This window comes from Roseateles chitinivorans, assembly GCF_002761755.1.
In the GTDB taxonomy this organism is placed as follows: Bacteria; Pseudomonadota; Gammaproteobacteria; order Burkholderiales; family Burkholderiaceae_C; genus Roseateles; species Roseateles chitinivorans.
Map to the genome: position 1 here is coordinate 1 of NZ_PEOG01000096.1, position 17,676 is coordinate 17,676.

General features: G+C 71.0%; 16 protein-coding genes and 1 pseudogene. 7 read left to right on the plus strand and 10 right to left on the minus strand.

Annotated elements, in window-relative coordinates; genetic code table 11:
• From CS062_RS23040 to CS062_RS23055, 4 genes and pseudogenes are all read right to left on the minus strand, one after another.
• Positions 1-442: pseudogene (locus CS062_RS23040) on the minus strand (hypothetical protein); the annotation flags it as partial.
• A 127-nt stretch (positions 443-569) separates the two neighbouring features.
• Complete coding sequence (locus CS062_RS23045; protein WP_099864024.1) at positions 570-1,148, minus strand: DUF4337 domain-containing protein; 579 nt, start codon at positions 1,146-1,148, stop codon at positions 570-572.
• Between the two features lie 86 nt (positions 1,149-1,234).
• Positions 1,235-1,741 (minus strand): dihydrofolate reductase, encoded by a 507-nt coding sequence (locus tag CS062_RS23050; RefSeq protein ID WP_099864026.1) that lies wholly within the window; start codon positions 1,739-1,741, stop codon positions 1,235-1,237.
• A gap of 127 nt (positions 1,742-1,868) precedes the next feature.
• Positions 1,869-3,275: an epoxide hydrolase family protein gene (locus CS062_RS23055; RefSeq protein ID WP_099864048.1), complete on the minus strand. Its 1,407-nt coding sequence runs from the start codon at positions 3,273-3,275 to the stop codon at positions 1,869-1,871.
• 234 nt (positions 3,276-3,509) lie between these two features.
• Here CS062_RS23055 and ppk2 point away from each other — a divergent pair, with 234 nt between their 5' ends.
• Entirely contained in the window at positions 3,510-4,433 is a 924-nt protein-coding gene (ppk2, locus tag CS062_RS23060) for a polyphosphate kinase 2 (protein WP_099864027.1), read from the plus strand.
• Here the strand turns inward: ppk2 and CS062_RS23065 are convergent.
• Both CS062_RS23065 and CS062_RS23070 read right to left on the minus strand, forming a co-directional pair.
• The gene (locus CS062_RS23065) at positions 4,427-5,149 is read right to left on the minus strand and encodes an aspartate/glutamate racemase family protein (protein WP_099864029.1); all 723 of its coding nucleotides are present in this window, start codon (positions 5,147-5,149) and stop codon (positions 4,427-4,429) included. The genes ppk2 and CS062_RS23065 overlap by 7 nt on opposite strands.
• Positions 5,150-5,207: 58 nt before the next feature.
• The gene (locus tag CS062_RS23070; RefSeq protein ID WP_099864031.1) at positions 5,208-5,870 is read right to left on the minus strand and encodes a tetratricopeptide repeat protein; all 663 of its coding nucleotides are present in this window, start codon (positions 5,868-5,870) and stop codon (positions 5,208-5,210) included.
• A 383-nt stretch (positions 5,871-6,253) separates the two neighbouring features.
• Here CS062_RS23070 and CS062_RS23075 point away from each other — a divergent pair, with 383 nt between their 5' ends.
• Positions 6,254-6,559: a hypothetical protein gene (locus tag CS062_RS23075; RefSeq protein WP_143742471.1), complete on the plus strand. Its 306-nt coding sequence runs from the start codon at positions 6,254-6,256 to the stop codon at positions 6,557-6,559.
• Positions 6,560-6,633: 74 nt separating this feature from the next.
• A complete protein-coding gene (locus CS062_RS23080) occupies positions 6,634-7,437 on the plus strand; it encodes a MipA/OmpV family protein (RefSeq protein WP_158238905.1) in 804 nt (267 codons plus the stop codon).
• Positions 7,438-7,587: 150 nt separating this feature from the next.
• Here CS062_RS23080 and CS062_RS23085 read toward each other — a convergent pair whose 3' ends face one another.
• Positions 7,588-8,415 (minus strand): thymidylate synthase, encoded by an 828-nt coding sequence (locus CS062_RS23085; RefSeq protein ID WP_099864036.1) that lies wholly within the window; start codon positions 8,413-8,415, stop codon positions 7,588-7,590.
• A gap of 40 nt (positions 8,416-8,455) precedes the next feature.
• A complete protein-coding gene (locus CS062_RS23090; protein WP_233218220.1) occupies positions 8,456-10,195 on the minus strand; it encodes an ABC transporter transmembrane domain-containing protein in 1,740 nt (579 codons plus the stop codon).
• A 282-nt stretch (positions 10,196-10,477) separates the two neighbouring features.
• Here CS062_RS23090 and CS062_RS23095 point away from each other — a divergent pair, with 282 nt between their 5' ends.
• From CS062_RS23095 to CS062_RS23115, 4 genes are all read left to right on the plus strand, one after another.
• On the plus strand, positions 10,478-11,002 hold the full coding sequence (locus CS062_RS23095) for a MarR family winged helix-turn-helix transcriptional regulator (protein ID WP_099864039.1): 525 nt from the start codon (positions 10,478-10,480) through the stop codon (positions 11,000-11,002).
• A 73-nt stretch (positions 11,003-11,075) separates the two neighbouring features.
• Entirely contained in the window at positions 11,076-12,542 is a 1,467-nt protein-coding gene (locus CS062_RS23100) for an efflux transporter outer membrane subunit (protein ID WP_099864050.1), read from the plus strand.
• Between the two features lie 123 nt (positions 12,543-12,665).
• Complete coding sequence (locus tag CS062_RS23110) at positions 12,666-13,919, plus strand: HlyD family secretion protein (protein ID WP_099864042.1); 1,254 nt, start codon at positions 12,666-12,668, stop codon at positions 13,917-13,919.
• Positions 13,916-15,517 carry a DHA2 family efflux MFS transporter permease subunit gene (locus tag CS062_RS23115; RefSeq protein WP_099864044.1) on the plus strand — a complete coding sequence of 534 codons (1,602 nt, stop codon included), beginning with the start codon at positions 13,916-13,918 and terminating at the stop codon, positions 15,515-15,517. Before CS062_RS23110 ends, CS062_RS23115 begins: the two co-directional genes overlap by 4 nt.
• A gap of 28 nt (positions 15,518-15,545) precedes the next feature.
• On the opposite strand, the gene CS062_RS23120 is transcribed toward CS062_RS23115, so the two are convergent.
• On the minus strand, positions 15,546-15,959 hold the full coding sequence (locus CS062_RS23120) for a response regulator (protein WP_099864052.1): 414 nt from the start codon (positions 15,957-15,959) through the stop codon (positions 15,546-15,548).
• A 29-nt stretch (positions 15,960-15,988) separates the two neighbouring features.
• Positions 15,989-17,539 carry an AsmA family protein gene (locus CS062_RS23125; RefSeq protein WP_099864046.1) on the minus strand — a complete coding sequence of 517 codons (1,551 nt, stop codon included), beginning with the start codon at positions 17,537-17,539 and terminating at the stop codon, positions 15,989-15,991.
• Between the last annotated feature and the right edge of the window lie 137 nt (positions 17,540-17,676).

The window sequence follows — 17,676 nt, forward strand, 5'->3', positions numbered from 1 at the left end:
CCGCGGCGGCGGGGTCGGTGCTCGCGGCGGGATCGGTGGCGCCGCCGTCGGCCGGCATCGGCACGACCTCCGCCAGCGTCTGCGCGTAGCGCTCGCCGGTGTCGGCCAGTTGCTTGAGCAGCGCGCCGCCCAGACCGCGCCAGCGGTCGGACAGGGTGCGGGCGTCCTTGCCGCTGTTGCGAGACATCAGCTCGCTCAAGCCGTCGTCACCGGCGGTGGCCCAGACGCGCCGCGGCCCGGTGCCGGGCGCGGCCGGCCGCGCGTAGACCGCATCGTCGGCGGCCGCAGCGTCCAGCGTCACGCGCGTGCGCGCCGGCGCGGCGGTCGAGGCCTCGCCGGCAGCGGCGCGCGCCGAGACGCCCGCGGGGCGGAAGGACGAGGCCGCGCGGCTGGCGGCCAGCCGGTCGAGCAGGCCCGAGCCCGTCGAGGAAATGAAGTTCATGCGAAGCGCCTCCCTGGCGGCAGTCCCGCGCCGCTCTGGAGGCGGCGACGGTGATCCCTTCGCTATCGGCAGCTTGCCGTTGAACTTGAGGGGGCGGCCCTCGATGCGCCTGACCGGGAGGCGCGCCTCAGACGTGCAGCCAGGCGGCGATGCCCAGGCCGATGCCGACTGCGCCGGCGCCCAGCGTTGCGTATTCCATCCAGCGGCGCTTGGTCAGCAGTGCGATCGCGGCCAGCGCGATGCCCACCTGCAACGCGGTCGTCGCCTGGGCCCAGCGGTGATGCAGGTGCAGCTGGTCGTCGCTCTTGCGGTCCCAGTCGGTGGACTCGGCTTCCAGCTTCTCGGCCTGCGCCTTGATCTCGTTCTTCTCGGTCTCGTAGCGCGCGATCTTCTCGCGGTACTTGGCCTTCTGTTCCTCGCTGACCGTCAGGTCCAGCGCGAACTCGGCCAGGTTCTGCTTGCTGCTCTTGGCCTGGAAGTAGTTCCAGCGGTTGGCGGCCTCGGTCTTGGTGATCGCGGCGTTGTTCTTGAACAGCCCCGCGTTGGCCTGGGTGGCGCCGCCCATGTAGGAGAAGAAGGCGCCCAGTGTGGCCAGCACCGCGGTGATCACGGCCAACTGGCCGGCCAGGCCCTTGGGTTCATGGTGCGCGGCGTGTTCGAGTTCGTGGTCGTGCGGGCCGTGGACGTGGAAGTGATTGCCGGACATGGAAACAGGAGGAAGTCGGAAAACGGAAGACGGATGGTGCGGGTCGGGGATGCGACCGGCCGAGGGGCCGGGCCGAAGGCGCTCGCTCAGCGGCGGCGCTCGTAGCGGACGAAATCGTAGTGCCAGTCGTGGCCGCGATCGGCCGGGCTGTGGTGGCGCTCGCGCGAGACCTCGGCGAAGACCTGGGGGTCGACGGGCGGGAAGAAGGCGTCGGCCTCGAAGCGGGCGTCGATCTCGGTCAGCTCCAGCGCGTCGGCGCGCGGCAGGCTGAGCGCATAGACCTGGGCGCCCCCCATGACGAAGACGGCCTCGTCGGCACCGCAGGCGGCAAGGGCCGCGTCCAGGGTGGCGAAGACCTCCGCCCCCTCGAGCCGCAGTCCTGGCTGGCGCGACAGCACCAGGTTGCGCCGCTGCACCAGCGGGCGGAACTTGACCGGGATCGAGTCCCAGGTCTTGCGACCCATGATCACCGTGTGGCCCAGCGTCAGCGCCTTGAAGCGCGCCATGTCCTCGGGCAGGCGGACCAGCAGGCCGTTGTCGCGGCCGATGCCGCGATCGCGGTCGAGCGCGGCGATGAGGGTGAGGTGGGGCATGGCAGCTTCGGCGAGGGACGGAAAGGGCGGCGGCGCGACGCGACGACAAGGTCGCGCCGGGTGGCGAGTTTACGGGCGGCGGCCCCACCGGGCGACGGGTCCGGTCCCTCCCACCGCCCCCGTGCGCTCAGCGCAGCCGTCGGAAGGCGGCGCGCAGCTCCCGGGCGAAGAGCTCGGGCTGTTCCCAGGCCGCGAAATGGCCGCCCTTGTCCACCTCGTTGAAGTAGGCCAGCGACGGATAGGCGCGCTCGGTCCACGAGCGCGGCGCGCGGTAGATCTCGCCTGGGAAGACGGTGACGGCGACCGGGAGGGTGATCTCCGTGGTGCGCTGGTGGGCCGAGCTGAAATTGTTGTTGTTGTTCTCCCAGTAGAAGCGGGAGGCCGAGGCGCCGGTGTTGGTCAGCCAGTAGAGGGTGACATCGTCCAGGATCTCGTCCTTGGTGAGGACGCGCTCGGGATCGCCGCCGCTGTCGGTCCACTCGATGATCTTCTCGACCATGAAGCCGGCCAGCGCCGCCGGCGAGTCGCACAGCGCATAGCCGATGGTCTGCGGGCGGGTGACCATCAGCGCGCCGTAGGCGGCGTTGCGTCCGAAGAAGCGGCTCAGGGTGAGGTAGGCCGAGCGCTCGGCGTCGGAGAGCCCGGGCGGCGGCGGATCGCCGGCGTTGATCGGCTTGACCAGCTCGGGCGGCACCGTCGGCGGCATGTTGACGTGGATGCCGAGCAGGCCGTCGAGCTTGAGCCGCGCCATCGCGTCGGAGATCACCGAGCCGTGGTCGCCGCCCTGCGAGACGTAGCGGCGGTAGCCCAGGCGCTTCATCAGCACATCCCAGGCACGGCCGACGCGCTCCGGGCCCCAGCCCAGCTCGCGCGGCTTGCCGGAGAAGCCGTAGCCGGGGATGGACGGGATGACCAGGTGGAAGGCGTCCTCGGCGCGGCCGCCGTGCGCGGTCGGGTCGGTCAGCGGGCCGATGGTCTTGAGCATCTCCAGGATCGAGCCCGGCCATCCATGGGTGATGACCAGCGGCAGCGCGTCGGCATGCCTGGAGCGGATGTGGAGGAAGTGGATGTCCAGGCCGTCGATCTGCGTGATGAACTGGGGCAGGGCGTTGAGGCGGCGCTCCACCTGGCGCCAGTCGTAGGCATGGCTCCAGTAGTCGCACAGCGCGCGCAGGCGCGCGAGCTGGATGCCCTGCGAGCCGTCGGGCACCAGCTCCGGATCGGGCCAGCGCGTGTCGGCGACGCGGCGGCGCAGGTCGGCGAGGGCGGCATCGGGCACCTCGATGCGGAAGCGTCGGATGGAGAAGTCGCCGATCGGCACCGCGGTGGTGAGGGCGGTGGTGTCGCCGCCGGACAGGGTGATGCTGGCCGTCGCGTCGCCGCTGGCGGCGCGTGCGGCGCCCGCCACCGGCAGCAGGCCCAGGCCGGTCGCGCCGGCAACGGCGGAGGTGGCGAGGAAGCGGCGGCGGCCCGCCGTGTCGCCCGAGGCCGGGGAGGTCGGCGAGGCCGCGGCCGACCGGTCGGAGGCGGCCATCGCCTCGGTCAATGCTGGGGGAAGGGACTTCTGGAACATGGGGTCTCCGCAAGGGGCTGTGAATGCGGAGGCGATCACATCAAAGGCGGGCGCGTCCGCCCATCCGACCCTCGTCTGCGCGACCTGTACGAAGGTAGGCCTTGCGGCGGCGCCGGTGCGGCGCCGCGCTCGTCACGAAGCCGTCACCCGGGCCGCGAATGATGGCCGGTCCCCAGCTCCGACCCTTCCGGCACCATGAGCCCAGCATCCGATCACGACGCGCTCGTCGAGCGCATCCGCCGCGACCTGCAGGACGGCTACGACGAGGAACTGGAACTCGAGATCGAGGACCGCCACGTGGACGAGGCGCTGCGCGCGCTCGACGAGGGCGGCAGCGACGGCGCGCACGGCGAGCGCATCGCCTACTTCCGGCAGCTGTTCCGGCTGCAGCGCGAGCTGGTGAAGCTGCAGGACTGGGTGCAGCACACGCGCCAGAAGGTGGTGATCCTCTTCGAGGGCCGCGACGCGGCGGGCAAGGGCGGCGCGATCAAGCGCATCACCCAGCGCCTGAATCCGCGGGTGTGCCGCGTCGTCGCGCTGCCGGCGCCCAATGACCGCGAGCGCACGCAGTGGTACTTCCAGCGCTACGTGCCCCATCTGCCGGCGGCCGGCGAGATCGTGCTGTTCGACCGCAGCTGGTACAACCGCGCCGGCGTGGAACGGGTGATGGGCTTCTGCTCGGAGGCCGACGTCGAGGAGTTCTTCCGCTCGGTGCCCGAGTTCGAGCGCATGCTGGTGCGCTCCGGCATCACGCTGATCAAGTACTGGTTCTCCATCAGCGACGAGGAGCAGCACCTGCGTTTCCTGGGCCGCATCCACGACCCGCTCAAGCAGTGGAAGCTCTCGCCGATGGACCTGGAGTCGCGGCGGCGCTGGGAGGACTACACCCGCGCCAAGGAAGTGATGCTGGAGCGCACCCACATCCCCGAGGCGCCCTGGTGGGTGGTGGCCGCGGACGACAAGAAGCGTGCGCGCCTCAATTGCATCCAGCACCTGCTGGACCACTTCCCGTACCACGAGGTGGAGCGGGCGGAGGTCCGCCTGCCCGACCGAGAACGGCACGACGACTATGCGCGCCAGCCGGTACCGCCGGAGATGTTCGTGCCCGAGCGCTATTGAGCGACAGCCCGCCGCAGCGCAGCCCGCGCCAACAGGCGCGTCGAATCGAGCGTCGGCAGCGACGCGTTGGCGTCGTCGATGATCAGCGGGATCTCGGTGCAGCCCAGCACGACCGCTTCGCAGCCGCGCTCGCGCAGCGCATCGATGGCGCGCTGGAAGCGCTCGACGGTGCCGGGTTGCAGCCGGCCCGGGACCAGCTCGTCCATGATCCGGGCGCCCAGTTCGTCTCGCCACGCGTCGCTCGGGCGGACGGCCTCGATGCCGGCGGCGGCCAGCGCTTCGGGATAGACCTCGCTGCGCACCAGCCACTGCGTGCCCAGCACGCCGACCCGGCGGAAGCCGCGCCGGCGCGCCTCGTCCGCGACCACCCGCGCGATGTGCAGCCAGGGCAGCGGCGAGCGCGGCTCGACCAGGTCGAAGGCCTGGTGGATGGTGTTGTCCGGGCAGATGAGCAACTGCGCGCCCGCAGCCTGCAGGCGATGCGCGGAATCGAGCATCAGGGCAGCGACCGCCTCGCGGTCACCGCGGTCCAGCGCCTCCACGTAGCGGTGCAGCGAGGGCGTGTGCAGGCTGATCTCGGGATGCGCGTGCGGCCCGAGCAGCCCGGCACCTTCGGCGCAGATCGTGCGGTAGCAGAGGGCGGCGCCTTCGGCGGAACAGCCGACGATGCCGAGGTGCAACGGGACTGCGGCGGGCGGAGTGGCGGAAGCGGTCATGCGCCGATGCTAACGGGCGCCCCGCGGGGCGGGGCGCCGGTCGCGGCGCTCGAGGGGTTCAGCTGAGGCGCTGGTTCGAGCGGTTCTCGTCGACCAGGCGGCGATAGACGCGGAAGTGCGCCGCCGATGCGCGCGGCTCGCCGAGCCGCTCGCACAGCGCGCCGAGGCGGTAATGCGATTCGGCCAGCGCCGGATTGAGGTCGAGCGCCTGCTCGAACGAGGCGATGGCTTGCGGCAGTCGGCCCGCGCTCTCGAGCACGCAGCCGGCGAAGTGATACAGCGAGGCGATGTCGCCGCACCAGCCGACGGCCTGGTCGATCAGCTCGAGCGCCTCGTCGTGGCGGCCCTGGCGGCTCAGCAGGGCGGTCAGCCGAGCGAAGGACTCGATGTGGCAGGGATCCTGGGCGATGGCCTGGCGGCAAGCCGATTCGAGGGTGGCCTCGTCCGTCGTGTCGGTCAGCACCGCCAGTTCGGCGATCGCGTCCAGCGCCGCGTCGCTGAGGCGGCGTGCCGAGCATTGACGCTCGACATCGTCGGCGTGCGGTGCGGCTCGAAAGGCGGCCTGGGAGGCCGCGTGGTGCGCGGCTTGATGGGCGGCATGCGCCGCGGCGACACCGTCGAAGCGGCGGGCGCCGGGCACCGTCGCGGCGTGATCGAGCAGGGAGTCGAAGGGGCGGCCGAGCAGATGGTCGGCGGTGGTGGTCGGCAGGTGGGTGGTCATGGCGTCCTCTGAAGCGTTGCCGTGAACGGTACCGAGGCTTGGGACCTGCCTCTGCCGGAGAGCGGTGCACCCGCGTGTAGGACAAGCGGAAGTTGCGCCGCCGTGCGCTATCCCGGCTCGCCGCCTTCCCGAGCCATCGGCAGCGCCACCCGCACCCGCAGTCCACTGCCTTCCGCGTCATGCGGTGCGATGCACTCGCCGGCAGGGCCGCATCGCCAGGCGGATCTCCAGCCAGGCCGGCACCAGCACGATGCGCCCGGAGCCTGCCGCGGCCCGTGGCGCTTCATGCTTTCTTCATGCGTGGAACAGGTCGGCTTCATGGACCGCTTTGACACTGCCGACGCGTTCCAGGCCCCGTCTGGCGCAGTTCAGGGAGCAATGAAGTGACTGCCGTATCCGACCTCCAGCCGCCAGCGCGCGGGCCTTGCGCCCGACCACGGCGCGGGCTGCCCGCAACGCCGGCCTGCGTGATCGTCTGCGCGCTGAGCGCCTGCGCCGCCAGCGTCGAGCCGCTGCTGGCGGCGCATGGACGCGGCGACTTCGTCGTCACCTGCGGCGGGCCCGAAGGCTGGGCCGCCTGCGAGCGCACCGCGGCCGAATGGTGCAACGGCCGTTATCGCATCACTGATCGCCGGGAGCAAGACATGCGCCTGTCCGGCGAATGCCGTCCCTTCCAGCGCTACGAGTGAGCGTTCCCCATGGCCGCCGGTCCTCGAGCGATCGAGCGGCGGTCTTCTTTTCCATGATCGACATGACCACATCCATGAAGTTTTCCCCCGTTGCCACCGTCGTCCTGCTGCTGCCGCTGAGCCTCGCGGCCCAGGCGCAGACCACGCCCGCGTCCGCAGCGGCGCCGACATCCACCGTCGTCGTCCAGGGCGGCCTGGCCGTCACCACCCGCTACCCCGGTTCGGACGAGCGCCTGGTCTCGCCGCTGCTGGGGCTGGAGTACGCGCATGCCAGCGGCTTCTTCGCGAGCACGCAGCGTGGCCTGGGCTATGCGGGATCGACCGGCGGCCTGAGCTACAGCGCAGCACTGGGCTACCGCGGCAAGCGTGAGGAGAAGGAGACGAGCCGCCTGGGCGGCGGCAGCGGCAGCAAGCACCTGCGCGGCATGGGCGAGGTGAAGGGCAGCGCCACGGCGAATCTGACGCTGGGCTATGCGGTGACCGACTGGCTCGAGCTGCAGGTCGCCACCGAGCAGCCGATCACGACGCGGACCAATGGCGCGCTCTACAGCCTGGGCGCCGCGGCCACGGTGCTGTCGGACGGCAGGAACACGGTCGTGCTCTCGGTGTCGGCCAGCGCGGCGGACAGGAAGTACATGCAGACCTATCACGGCGTGACCGCCGCGCAGTCGGCGCGTTCCGGCTACGCGGTGTTCACGCCCAAGGCGGGCGCGCACATGGCCGAAGGCGGCGTGAGCTGGCAGTACAAGCTGTCGTCGGACTGGAGCATCACCGGGATGGTCGGTGCACAGCGGCTGCTCGGTGATGCGCGCAAGAGCCCGCTGACCCGCCGCGCGACCGCGCCGATCGGGGCGGTGTATGTGAGCTACTCGTATTGATGACGGCACGGCCCGGCGAATGCCGGGCCGCCCCCGTCGCCAGGGGCATCGGTGATCGATCCGCAAGACGCCTGCCCCGCGACCTGACCTCGCGTCGACAGCGCACTCGCCGACCGCATCAGGTCTCCCCGGACGCGCACCGCCTGGTCGTCACACCGCCACCGGCGCCTTGATCGGCGCATGGTGCTGGTAGTCCCTCAGCTCGAAGTCATCGAACTCGTAGTCGAAGATCGACGCCGGCTGGCGCTTGATGTGCATCGTCGGGTAAGGGAAGGGCGCGCGCGCCAGTTGCGTCCGCACCTGCTCGAAGTGATTCGCGTAGATGTGGCAGTCGCCGCCGGTCCAGATGAAATCGCCCAGTCCCAGTCCGCATTGCTGCGCCAGCATCTGCGTCAGCAGCGCGTAGCTCGCGATGTTGAAGGGCACCCCCAGGAAGATGTCGGCGCTGCGCTGGTACAGCTGGCAGGACAGCTTGCCGTCGGCCACGTAGAACTGGAAGAAGGCGTGGCACGGCATCAGCGCCATCTGGTCCAGCTCCGCCACGTTCCAGGCCGAGACGATGATCCGGCGCGAATCGGGATTGGTCCTGAGCTGCTTCACCACCTCGGCGATCTGGTCGACATGGCCGCCGCCCGGCTTGGGCCAGCTGCGCCACTGCACGCCGTAGACCGGCCCCAGGTCGCCGTCCTCGCGCGCCCACTCGTCCCAGATCGTGCAGCCGCGCTCCTGCAGCCACTTGACGTTCGAGTCGCCCCGGAGGAACCACAGCAGCTCCAGGATGATCGATTTCAAGTGCACCTTCTTCGTCGTCACGAGCGGGAAGCCCTCGTTCAGGTCGAAGCGCATCTGGTGCCCGAAGACGCTGCGCGTGCCCGTCCCCGTGCGGTCGCCCTTGGCGACACCATGCTCGTAGACATGGCGCATGAAGTCTTCGTACTGGCTGCGCACCGGGCGTGCGGAGGAGGTGTCTGCGGTCATGGGGCGCGATTCTAGAGAAGCCGGCGGGTCCCGCCCGGCGTCAGGCATTGAACTGCAGCGCCGCCAGGCGCGCGTAGAGCCCGCCCCGCGCCACCAGCTCGGCATGCGTGCCTTGCTCGACGATGCGGCCGTGGTCCATCACGACGATGCGATCGGCGCGCTGCACCGTCGCCAGCCGGTGCGCGATCACCAGCGTCGTGCGATCGCGCATCGCCTCGTCCAGCGCTTGCTGGACCAGCCGCTCGCTCTCGGCGTCCAGCGCGCTGGTGGCCTCGTCGAGCAACAGCAGCGGCGCGTCCTGCAGCATCGCCCGCGCGATCGCGATGCGCTGGCGCTGGCCGCCGGACAGGCGCACACCGCGCTCGCCCAGGAAGCTGTCGTAGCCCTGGGGCAGCTGGCGGATGAACTCGTCCGCATGCGCGGCCCGGGCCGCGGCGATGACCGCCTCGCGGCTGGCGTCCGGACGGCCATAGCGGATGTTGTCCAGCGCGCTGGCCGAGAAGATCACGCTCTGCTGCGGCACCAGCGCCATGCGCCCGCGCAGCTCCGCCAGGCGCAGTCGATCCACCGGCACGCCGTCCAGGAGCAGCGCCCCGGACTGGACGTCGAAGAAGCGCTGCAGCAGCTGCAGCACGGTGCTCTTGCCGGCACCGCTCGGCCCGACCAGCGCGACGGTCTCGCCGGGCTCGATGCGCAGGGTGAAGTCGTCCAGCGCGGCGCGGTCCGGCCGCGACGGATAGTGGAAGCGCACCTGCTCGAAGGCGACCCGCGCCGGGCCGGTCGAGGCCGGCAGCGCCACCGGCGCGGCCGGATCCGCCACCGGTGACTGCGCGGCGAGCAGCTCCATCAGCCGCTCGGTCGCGCCCGCGGCGCGCAGCAGGTCGCCCCAGACCTCGGCCAGCACCGCCACCGACGACACCAGCAGGATCACGTACACCACCGTCTGTCCGAGATGGCCCGCGCTGATCCGGCCGGCCATCACCGCCTGCGTGCCCTGGTACAAGCCCCACAGCAGCGCGCCGAAGGTGGCGGTGATGATGAAGGCCACCAGGAAGGACCGCACCCGGGTCCGCTTGCGGGCGGTGTCGAAGGCGGCCTCGCTGGCGGCGTCGAAACGGGCCGCCTCCCGCGCTTCCTGCGCATGCGATTGCACGACGGTGATCGCGTTGAGCATCTCCGCGGCGATGGCGCTGGTGTCGGCGACGCGGTCCTGGCTCGCCCGCGACAGGCGGCGCACGCGCCGCCCGAAGAACATCGCCGGCGCCACCACCAGCACCAGGATGCCCAGCACCTGCGTCATCACCCACGGGTTGCTGGCGATCAGCAGCGCCACCGCGCCCACGCCCATGATCAGGTTGCGCAGCCCCATCGACAGGCTGGAGCCGACGATGCTCTGGATCACCGTGGTGTCGGTGGTGATGCGGCTGATGACCTCGCCGGTCTGGGTGGTCTCGAAGAACTCCGGACTCTGCCGCAGCACATGGCTGTAGACGGCGGTGCGCAGGTCCGCGCTGACCCGTTCGCCGAGCCAGCTCACCGCATAGAAGCGCAGCGCCGAGAACACGCCCAGCGCCGCGCCGGTCGCGAACAGCCACAGGAAGTGCTCCCGCAGCGCCATCAGCCGCTCGCCGGGGTCGGCGGCCACCAGGCCCTGGTCGATCAACTGGCGCAGGGCGATCGGGAACACCAGCGTCGCGGCCGCCGCCAGCACCAGGAAGACCACCGCCGCGGCGATCCGCCCCCGGTACGGCCGGAGGAAGGGCCACAGCGCCGGGGCCATCGCCCGCAAGGGGGGCGGGCTGCGCACGGCGTTTGCCTGAGCGTCAGCGGATGAGCCGGTCGGTGGCGTCGTGGCGGGGGAAGGCGAGGCGCCCGGAGGCGTCGAGGAGGACATGGCGGACATCGGATCAGTTTAGGGGGGGCCGTGCGGCGGGAAAGTCCCCACCCGGCGAAAGCCCATCCCAGGCAGTGATTGGCAAGGCAATCATTGCCTAAGCAATAATTGTCATCAAGTCTTTCCGGTAGCTGCCTCCCGAAAAGCCGAAGTCAGAAAGCCGACGCCATGAGTCCCAACTTGCCGCCCCCCGCCGATTTCTACAGCGCCGACAGCTTCACATCCGAGCCCAGCCTGGGCTGGCTGCTGCGTCAGATCAAGCAGTCGATGGTGCTGCAGGCCGACAAGATGCTCGGCGCGCACGACCTGACCCACGCCCAGTGGGCGCCGATGCTGCGCCTGCGCTTCAACGGCCCGATGTCCAGCGCGGCGCTGGCCCGCGAACTGGCGATGGACGGCGGCGCGATGACCCGGCTGCTGGACCGGCTCGAAGCGAAGAACCTGGTGCGCCGCGATCGCTCGGTCGAGGACCGGCGCGTGGTGATGGTCTCGCTGACCGAGGTCGGCGTGAACGCGATGGCGGCGGCGCCGGGCGTGCTGTCCAAGGTGTTCAACGATCACCTGGCCGGCTTCACCGACCACGAGTTCCGCACGCTGATCGGCCTGCTGCAGCGCATCGTCGCCAATGGCCATGCGATCCGCGATGCCGGCCTGAGTTCCGAGTCGTCGACGCTGGTCGACAAGGACGACTGACCCGCCCGCGCCGATGACGACCTTCCGCCTGACCTTTCCCCTCCACAAGAACAACAGCCCTGAGGAACCCCCGATGACCTCCCGATCCCTTCATCGCACGACGCTGGCCCTGGCCATGGGCGCGGCGCTGCTGATGGTGCTCGCCGCCTGCGCGCCCATCCCCCAGCTGGCCGAACCCGGCCGGCCGATCGACGGTGCCGACGCCGCCGCGCGCCTGGGCCTCGATGCCGGCCCGGCCGAGGCGCTCGACGCGCAATGGTGGAAGTCCTTCCGCGATCCGCAACTGGACGCGCTGGTCGACCAGGCGATCACGAACTCGCCGACGCTGGCGCTGGCGCGGGCCCGCATCGCCCGCGCCGCGGCGATGACCGAGAACGCCGAAGCGGCCAGGCGGCCGGCGGCGGAGCTCCAGGCCGATGCGACGCGCCAGCGCTTCAGCGAACACGGCATCTATCCGCCGCCGCTGGCCGGCAGCGTGCAGACGCTGGCCAACATCCAGGCCGGGCTGAGCTACGAGTTCGACTTCTTCGGCAAGCATGACGCCGCGCTGCAGGCGGCGCTGGGCCAGCAGCGTGCCGCCGAGGCCGACGCGGCCGCCGCGCGGCTGAGCGTCTCCAACGCGGTCGCCCGGGCCTATGTCGCGCTGGCTCGCAGCCAGGCACAGGGCCGTCTGCTGGAGCAGCAGAAGACCTTGCGCGACCAGAGCCTGGACCTGGTGCGCCAGCGCAGCGCCGCCGGGCTGGACAACGGCCAGGACCTGCGGGTGGCCGAGGCGCCGTTGCCGGACATCCAGCGCCAGCAGGTCGTGCTGCGCGAGCAGCAGACGCTGTTGCGCCACCAGATCGCCGCGCTGACCGGGCAGGGGCCGAAGGCCACCGCTTCGCTGGATGCGACGCTGCCGGCCGTGCTCGACTGGCGTCAGGCGCCCCATCTGGACCTGCTGGGCCGCCGCCCGGACCTGGCCGCCGCGCGGGCGCGGGTCGAGGCCACCGCCCAGGACATCCGCGCGGCCCGCGCGCAGTTCTATCCGAGCGTCAGCCTGACCGCCTTCATCGGCCTGAACTCGATCGGGCTGGACGACCTCTTCAAGAGCGGCAGCCGCCAGTTCGGTGCCGGCCCGGCGCTGCACCTGCCGCTGTTCGACAGCGGCCGGCTGCGGGCCAACCTGCGCGGCAGCGCCGCCGAGCAGGACGCGGCGATCGCCAGCTACAACGCCGCGGTGCTGGATGCGGTGCGTGACGCCAGCGACCAGGTCACGACGCTGGACTCCCTGCGCCTGCAAAGCGCGCAGCAGGATGCGCTGGTGACCAACGCCGACAGCCAGGCCGCGCTGGCCGAGCAACGCCATCGCGCCGGCCTGACCGGTCGTCTCGCGCTGCTGACCGCCCAGCAGAACCAGTTGCTGCAGCAGCGCGGCCGCATCGACCTGCAGGCGCTGACGGTGGATGCGCAGATCAACCTGATGCGCGCGCTGGGTGGCGGCTATGCCGAGCCCCGCCCGGCCCAGGCGCAGACGGCCGCGTCTTCCGGTCGCAGCTGAACGCCCGGTCCCACGACGACCCCTCCACAGGAACCGAACCCCTCTCCGGGCGCCGGCGGTCCGCCGCCGACCTCCCCCTCGACTCCCGCGCCTCTCGCGCAACGACATTCCGCAGAGCACACCATGAGCGCAACGCCCCCGAACAACACGCAAGCTCCCGCCAAGAACGGCACCCGCAAGAAGGGCCTGACCGTCATCGCCGCGGCCGTCATCGTCGCCGGCCTGGTCTATGGCGGCTATGAATGGATCGTCGGCAGCCGCTACGAGACGACCGACAACGCCTACGTGCAGGCCAACGTCGTGCAGATCACGCCGCTGGTGGGCGGCACCGTCCGCGCCGTCTATGCCGACGACACCGACTTCGTGAAGGCGGGCCAGAAGCTGGTCAGCCTGGACCCGGTCGATGCCCGTGTCGCGCTGGAGCAGGCGCAGGCGCAACTGGCGCAGACGGTTCGGGAGGTCCGCACCCTGTATGCCAACAACAGCGGCCTGGAGGCGCAGGTCAAGGTGCGCGAGGCCGACCTCAAGCGCGTCACCTCCGACCTGGAGCGCCTGCAGGCCGACGTCGCCCGCCGCCAGCCGCTGGTCGCCACCGGCGCGGTCGGGAAGGAAGAACTGGAACACGCGCAGTCGCAGCTGACCGCCGCCCGCGCGCAGGCCGCCGCCGCGCAATCCGCGCTGCAGGCCGCCAAGGACCAACTGGCCTCCAACCAGGTGCTGACCGACGGGGTCAAGGTCGAGGAGCATCCCAATGTGCTGCGCGCCGCGGCCCGCCTGCGCGAGAGCTACCTGGCGCTGCAACGGGCCGAGCTGATCGCGCCGGTGGATGGCTGGGTCGCGCGCCGCTCGGTGCAGCTGGGCCAGCGCGTGGCCGCCGGCGCCCCGCTGATGGCGGTGGTCGGCCTGCAGCAGGTCTGGGTCGACGCCAACTTCAAGGAAAGCCAGCTGGCCAAGCTGCGCATCGGCCAGAAGGCGACGCTGGAGGCGGACGTCTACGGCAAGAAGACCGAGTACCACGGCACGGTGCAGGGCCTGGGCGCCGGCACCGGCGCGGCCTTCGCGCTGCTGCCGGCGCAGAACGCCACCGGCAACTGGATCAAGGTGGTGCAGCGCGTGCCGGTGCGCATCGCGCTGGATCCGAAGGAAGTGCAGGAGCACCCGCTGCGGGTGGGCCTGTCGATGGACGTGCAGGTCGACGTCCGTGAGCAGGGCGGCCAGATGCTGTCCGCCGCGACCGGCGCCAGCGCACCGCGCCTGCAGACGACGATCTTCGACACGCAGGAGAAGGCCGCCGACGAGCAGGTGAACCGGATCATCGCGGCCAACCTGGGCAAGGTGGCCGCCGCCAGGACCTCGACGACCACGCGCGTGCAATGAGCAATTCCTCTTCCATGGATGCGGCACCGACGCCGGCACCGGCCCCGGCCGTCGCTCCGGGCGCGCCGCCGCCGCTGACCGGCACGGCCCTGGTGCTGGGCACGATCTCGCTGTCGCTGGCCACCTTCATGAATGTGCTGGACTCGTCCATCGCGAACGTGTCCTTGCCGGCCATCGCGGGCGATCTCGGCGTGAGTCCGGTTCAGGGCACCTGGGTGATCACCAGTTTCGGCGTGGCCAATGCGATCTCGGTGCCGCTCACCGGCTGGCTGACCCAGCGCTTCGGCGCGGTGCGGCTGTTCACGATGAGCGTGCTGCTGTTCGTGCTGGCGTCCTGGCTGTGCGGCTTCGCGCATTCGCTGGAGATGCTGGTGGCGGCGCGGGTGTTCCAGGGCCTGGTGGCCGGGCCGATGATCCCGCTGTCGCAGACGCTGCTGCTGGCGAGCTATCCCAAGCACAAGGCGGGCACGGCGCTCGCGCTGTGGGGCATGACGACGCTGGTGGCGCCGGTGGTCGGGCCGCTGCTGGGCGGCTGGATCACCGACAACGTCACCTGGCCGTGGATCTTCTACATCAACGTCCCGGTCGGCCTGTTCGCCGCCGGCCTGACCTGGAGCATCTACCGCAGCCGCGAGACGCCGGTGAAGAAGCTGCCGATCGACACCATCGGCCTGGCCCTGCTGGTGCTGTGGGTGGGGTCGCTGCAGGTGATGCTGGACAAGGGCAAGGAGCTGGACTGGTTCGCGTCGAACCAGATCGTCGCGCTGGCGGTGATCGCCGTCGTGGGCCTGGCGGTGTTCATCGTCTGGGAGCTGACCGACGACCACCCGGTGGTGGACCTGCGGCTCTTCGCGCGGCGCAACTTCCTGTTCGGCGCCTCGGTGCTGTCGATCGCCTACGGCCTGTTCTTCGGCAACGTCGTGCTGTTGCCGCTCTGGCTGCAGCAGCACATGGGCTACACCGCCACGGCCGCGGGTTTCGCCCTGGCGCCGGTGGGCGTGCTGGCGATCCTGCTGTCGCCGGTGGTGGGACGCAAGGTGTCGGTCTGGGACCCTCGCGCGATGGCGAGCTTCGCCTTCGTCGTGTTCGCGATCGTGCTGCTGATGCGCTCGAGGTTCACGACCGACACCGACCTCGCGGCCATCATGGTGCCGACCATCCTGCAGGGCGGGGCGCTGGCCTTCTTCTTCATCCCGCTGACGACGCTGACGCTGTCCGGCATCACGCCGGAGCGGATCGCCGCCGCGGCGGGCCTGTCCAACTTCGTCCGGATCACGGCGGGGGCGATGGGAACGTCGATCTCGACGACCTTGTGGGAGAACCGCGCGACGCTGCACCACCATCACCTGGCGGAGCGCCTGGCGCTGGGCGACGTGCCGGAGACGCAGGCGATCGAGACGCTGCAGCGTCAGGGCTTCAGCCATGACCAGGCGCTGGCCTACCTGAACCGGCTGGTCGACCAGCAGGCCTTCACCCGGGCGGCGGACGACATCTTCCTGGCCTCGGCGATCCTGTTCCTGGTGCTGATCGCCTTCGTCTGGCTGACCCGGCGACCGCCGAAGATGGGCGCGCCAGTGGACGCCGGCGGAGCGCATTGAACCGCCACGGCCGCATTCGCCGGCGGCGTCAGGCCTTCGTGGCCGCGAGCTCCAGGCAGTAGGCGATGAGCTCGTCGAGCTCGCTGGACTTGTCGAAGACGCGGTCTGCGCCGAGCTGCTCGCAGCGCTGGCGCATGTCGGCGGTGGCGTAGTTGGTCAGCACGATCAGCTTGGCCTCGGGCTGGAGCAGCCGGGCCTTGGGCAGCAGGGACATGCCCGAGCCGCGCTTGAGGAAGAGGTCGATGATCAGCAGGTCGCAGGGGACCGCCTCGTCATGCAACCAGCGCAGCGCGGCGGCCTCGTCCTCGGCCTGGCCGACGACCGCCAGGTCCAGCATCTCCTGCAGCGTCGCCACGAGGTTCTCGCGGATGAGCGGGCTGTCCTCGACCAGGAAACAGTTCAGCGTGCCGGGCGTCGGATCGATGACGGGAACGGTGGACATGGGCGTGGGCAGGTAGGAGGCGCCCATTATCACGATCCCGGCCTCCGCTTCGACACCGGGGCCAGCCGGGCGTTGCATTCGGACAGCGCTCGCAGGCTCTCGGCGTCCGGGTCCTCGCCCAGGTCGATCAGCGGCACGATCGCCGCCAGCGGCGCCACGGCCACGCCCAGCACCGCCGCCGGCACCAGCTTGCGCAGCAGCGGACCCTTCTGCAGGCTGAGCTGCGGATCGCCCAATGTCCCCTGGATGTTCAGCGGCGTGCGCAGCGTCAGCGGGCTCTTGTCCTTCGGATCGACCTTGGCGATCAGGTTCAGCCGCTCGGTGGCCAGCGACATGTCGCCGTCGACCAGCACCACCGAGTCCTTGGTGTCCACCACCATCGGCCGCGGCGTCACCATGCCGTCCTTGACCCGCAGGTCGGCGACCCCGCAGTTCACCTGCAGCGCGTCGTCGCCCCGCACCAGCAGGCCCAGGCCCTGCGCGATGTCGATGCCGGCGGCCTCGACGATCAGGTGCGAGACGGTGCCGTCGGTCCAGTACAGCACCATGCGGCCGTCGGCGCTGGCCAGCAGCTCCGCGGTCGAGCGTCCGACGCCATCCAGGGCGATGCGCCCGCCCATCACGCCGGTCACCCAGCGCTGGCCGTTCTTGCGCTCCAGGTTCAGCCACTGCTCCAGGTGCACCCCGCTGACGCGCAGCCGCGCCCGCCACTGGGCTTTCGGCTCCCGGCCGTCCAGGCGCATCAGGCCGGCGACCTGGCCGCGGGCCACGCGGGCATCGATGTCGCGCAGTTCCAGCACGCCGTCCTGCAGCACGATGCGCGCGTTCAGCGGCTCGGCCGCCTGCAGCAGCGCCGAGCCCGACTCGAAGCGCGCGAGCTTCACATTCACATTGGCGTTCATCGCCCGCAGCGAGGGCAGGTCGAACTGCTTGTCCGGCAGGACGCGCGAGGCGGCCTTCTTCGCCTTCGGGGCGCCTGGCTCGGCCGGCACGCCGACGGCCGGCCCCAGGTCGGCGAGCCAGAGTTCGCGGCCGCGCAGCTCGCCGGTCAGGGTCGGCACGGCGTTCTCGGGTTTGTCGTACTGGAACTCGCCGCTGAGCTGGCTCTTGCCGATCGTGGCCTGGCGGACCGCGGTGGTCCAGCGCGGGCCTTCGCGCGTGAGTCGCCCGCGCATCGAGAAGGCCGGCGTCGTCGGCAGCGTGACGCCCAGCGGCTCGCCGATCGCGGCCAGTGACGGGCCGCTGACGGTGTAGTCGCCCGCCAGCCCCTGGCTGACGAGCAGGTCGCGCACCTCGCCGTCGAAGCTCAGCCGCGCCTGGCCGATGTTGCCGCGCAGCGTGACCGGCACGGCCGGCGCGTTCGGGTCGGAAGACAGCCAGGGCAGGGCCGAGCCCGTCTGCAGCGAGGCCTTGATCGGCAGGTCGCGGTAGTGGCCCTCGGCATGGGCCGTCACGCCGTAGCGACCGCCTTCGCCCGGGCCAGGTTCGCCGCCGGGCGCCGAGGCCCCCTTGGGCTTGCCCGCGACACGCTCGCCGAAGTCGACCGCCAGCCGTGTGCCCGACGCCGCTGCGCTGGCCACGCGGGCGCCCGCTCCCGGGAATCGGAAGCTCTTCTTGTCGGCACGCCCGTACCGCTCCGCACGCTCCCCATCCTGACCCACAATACTCGTCCCAACCTGTGCCCCGCGCGTCGCGTGCTAGTGTGCATCGTCAGCAA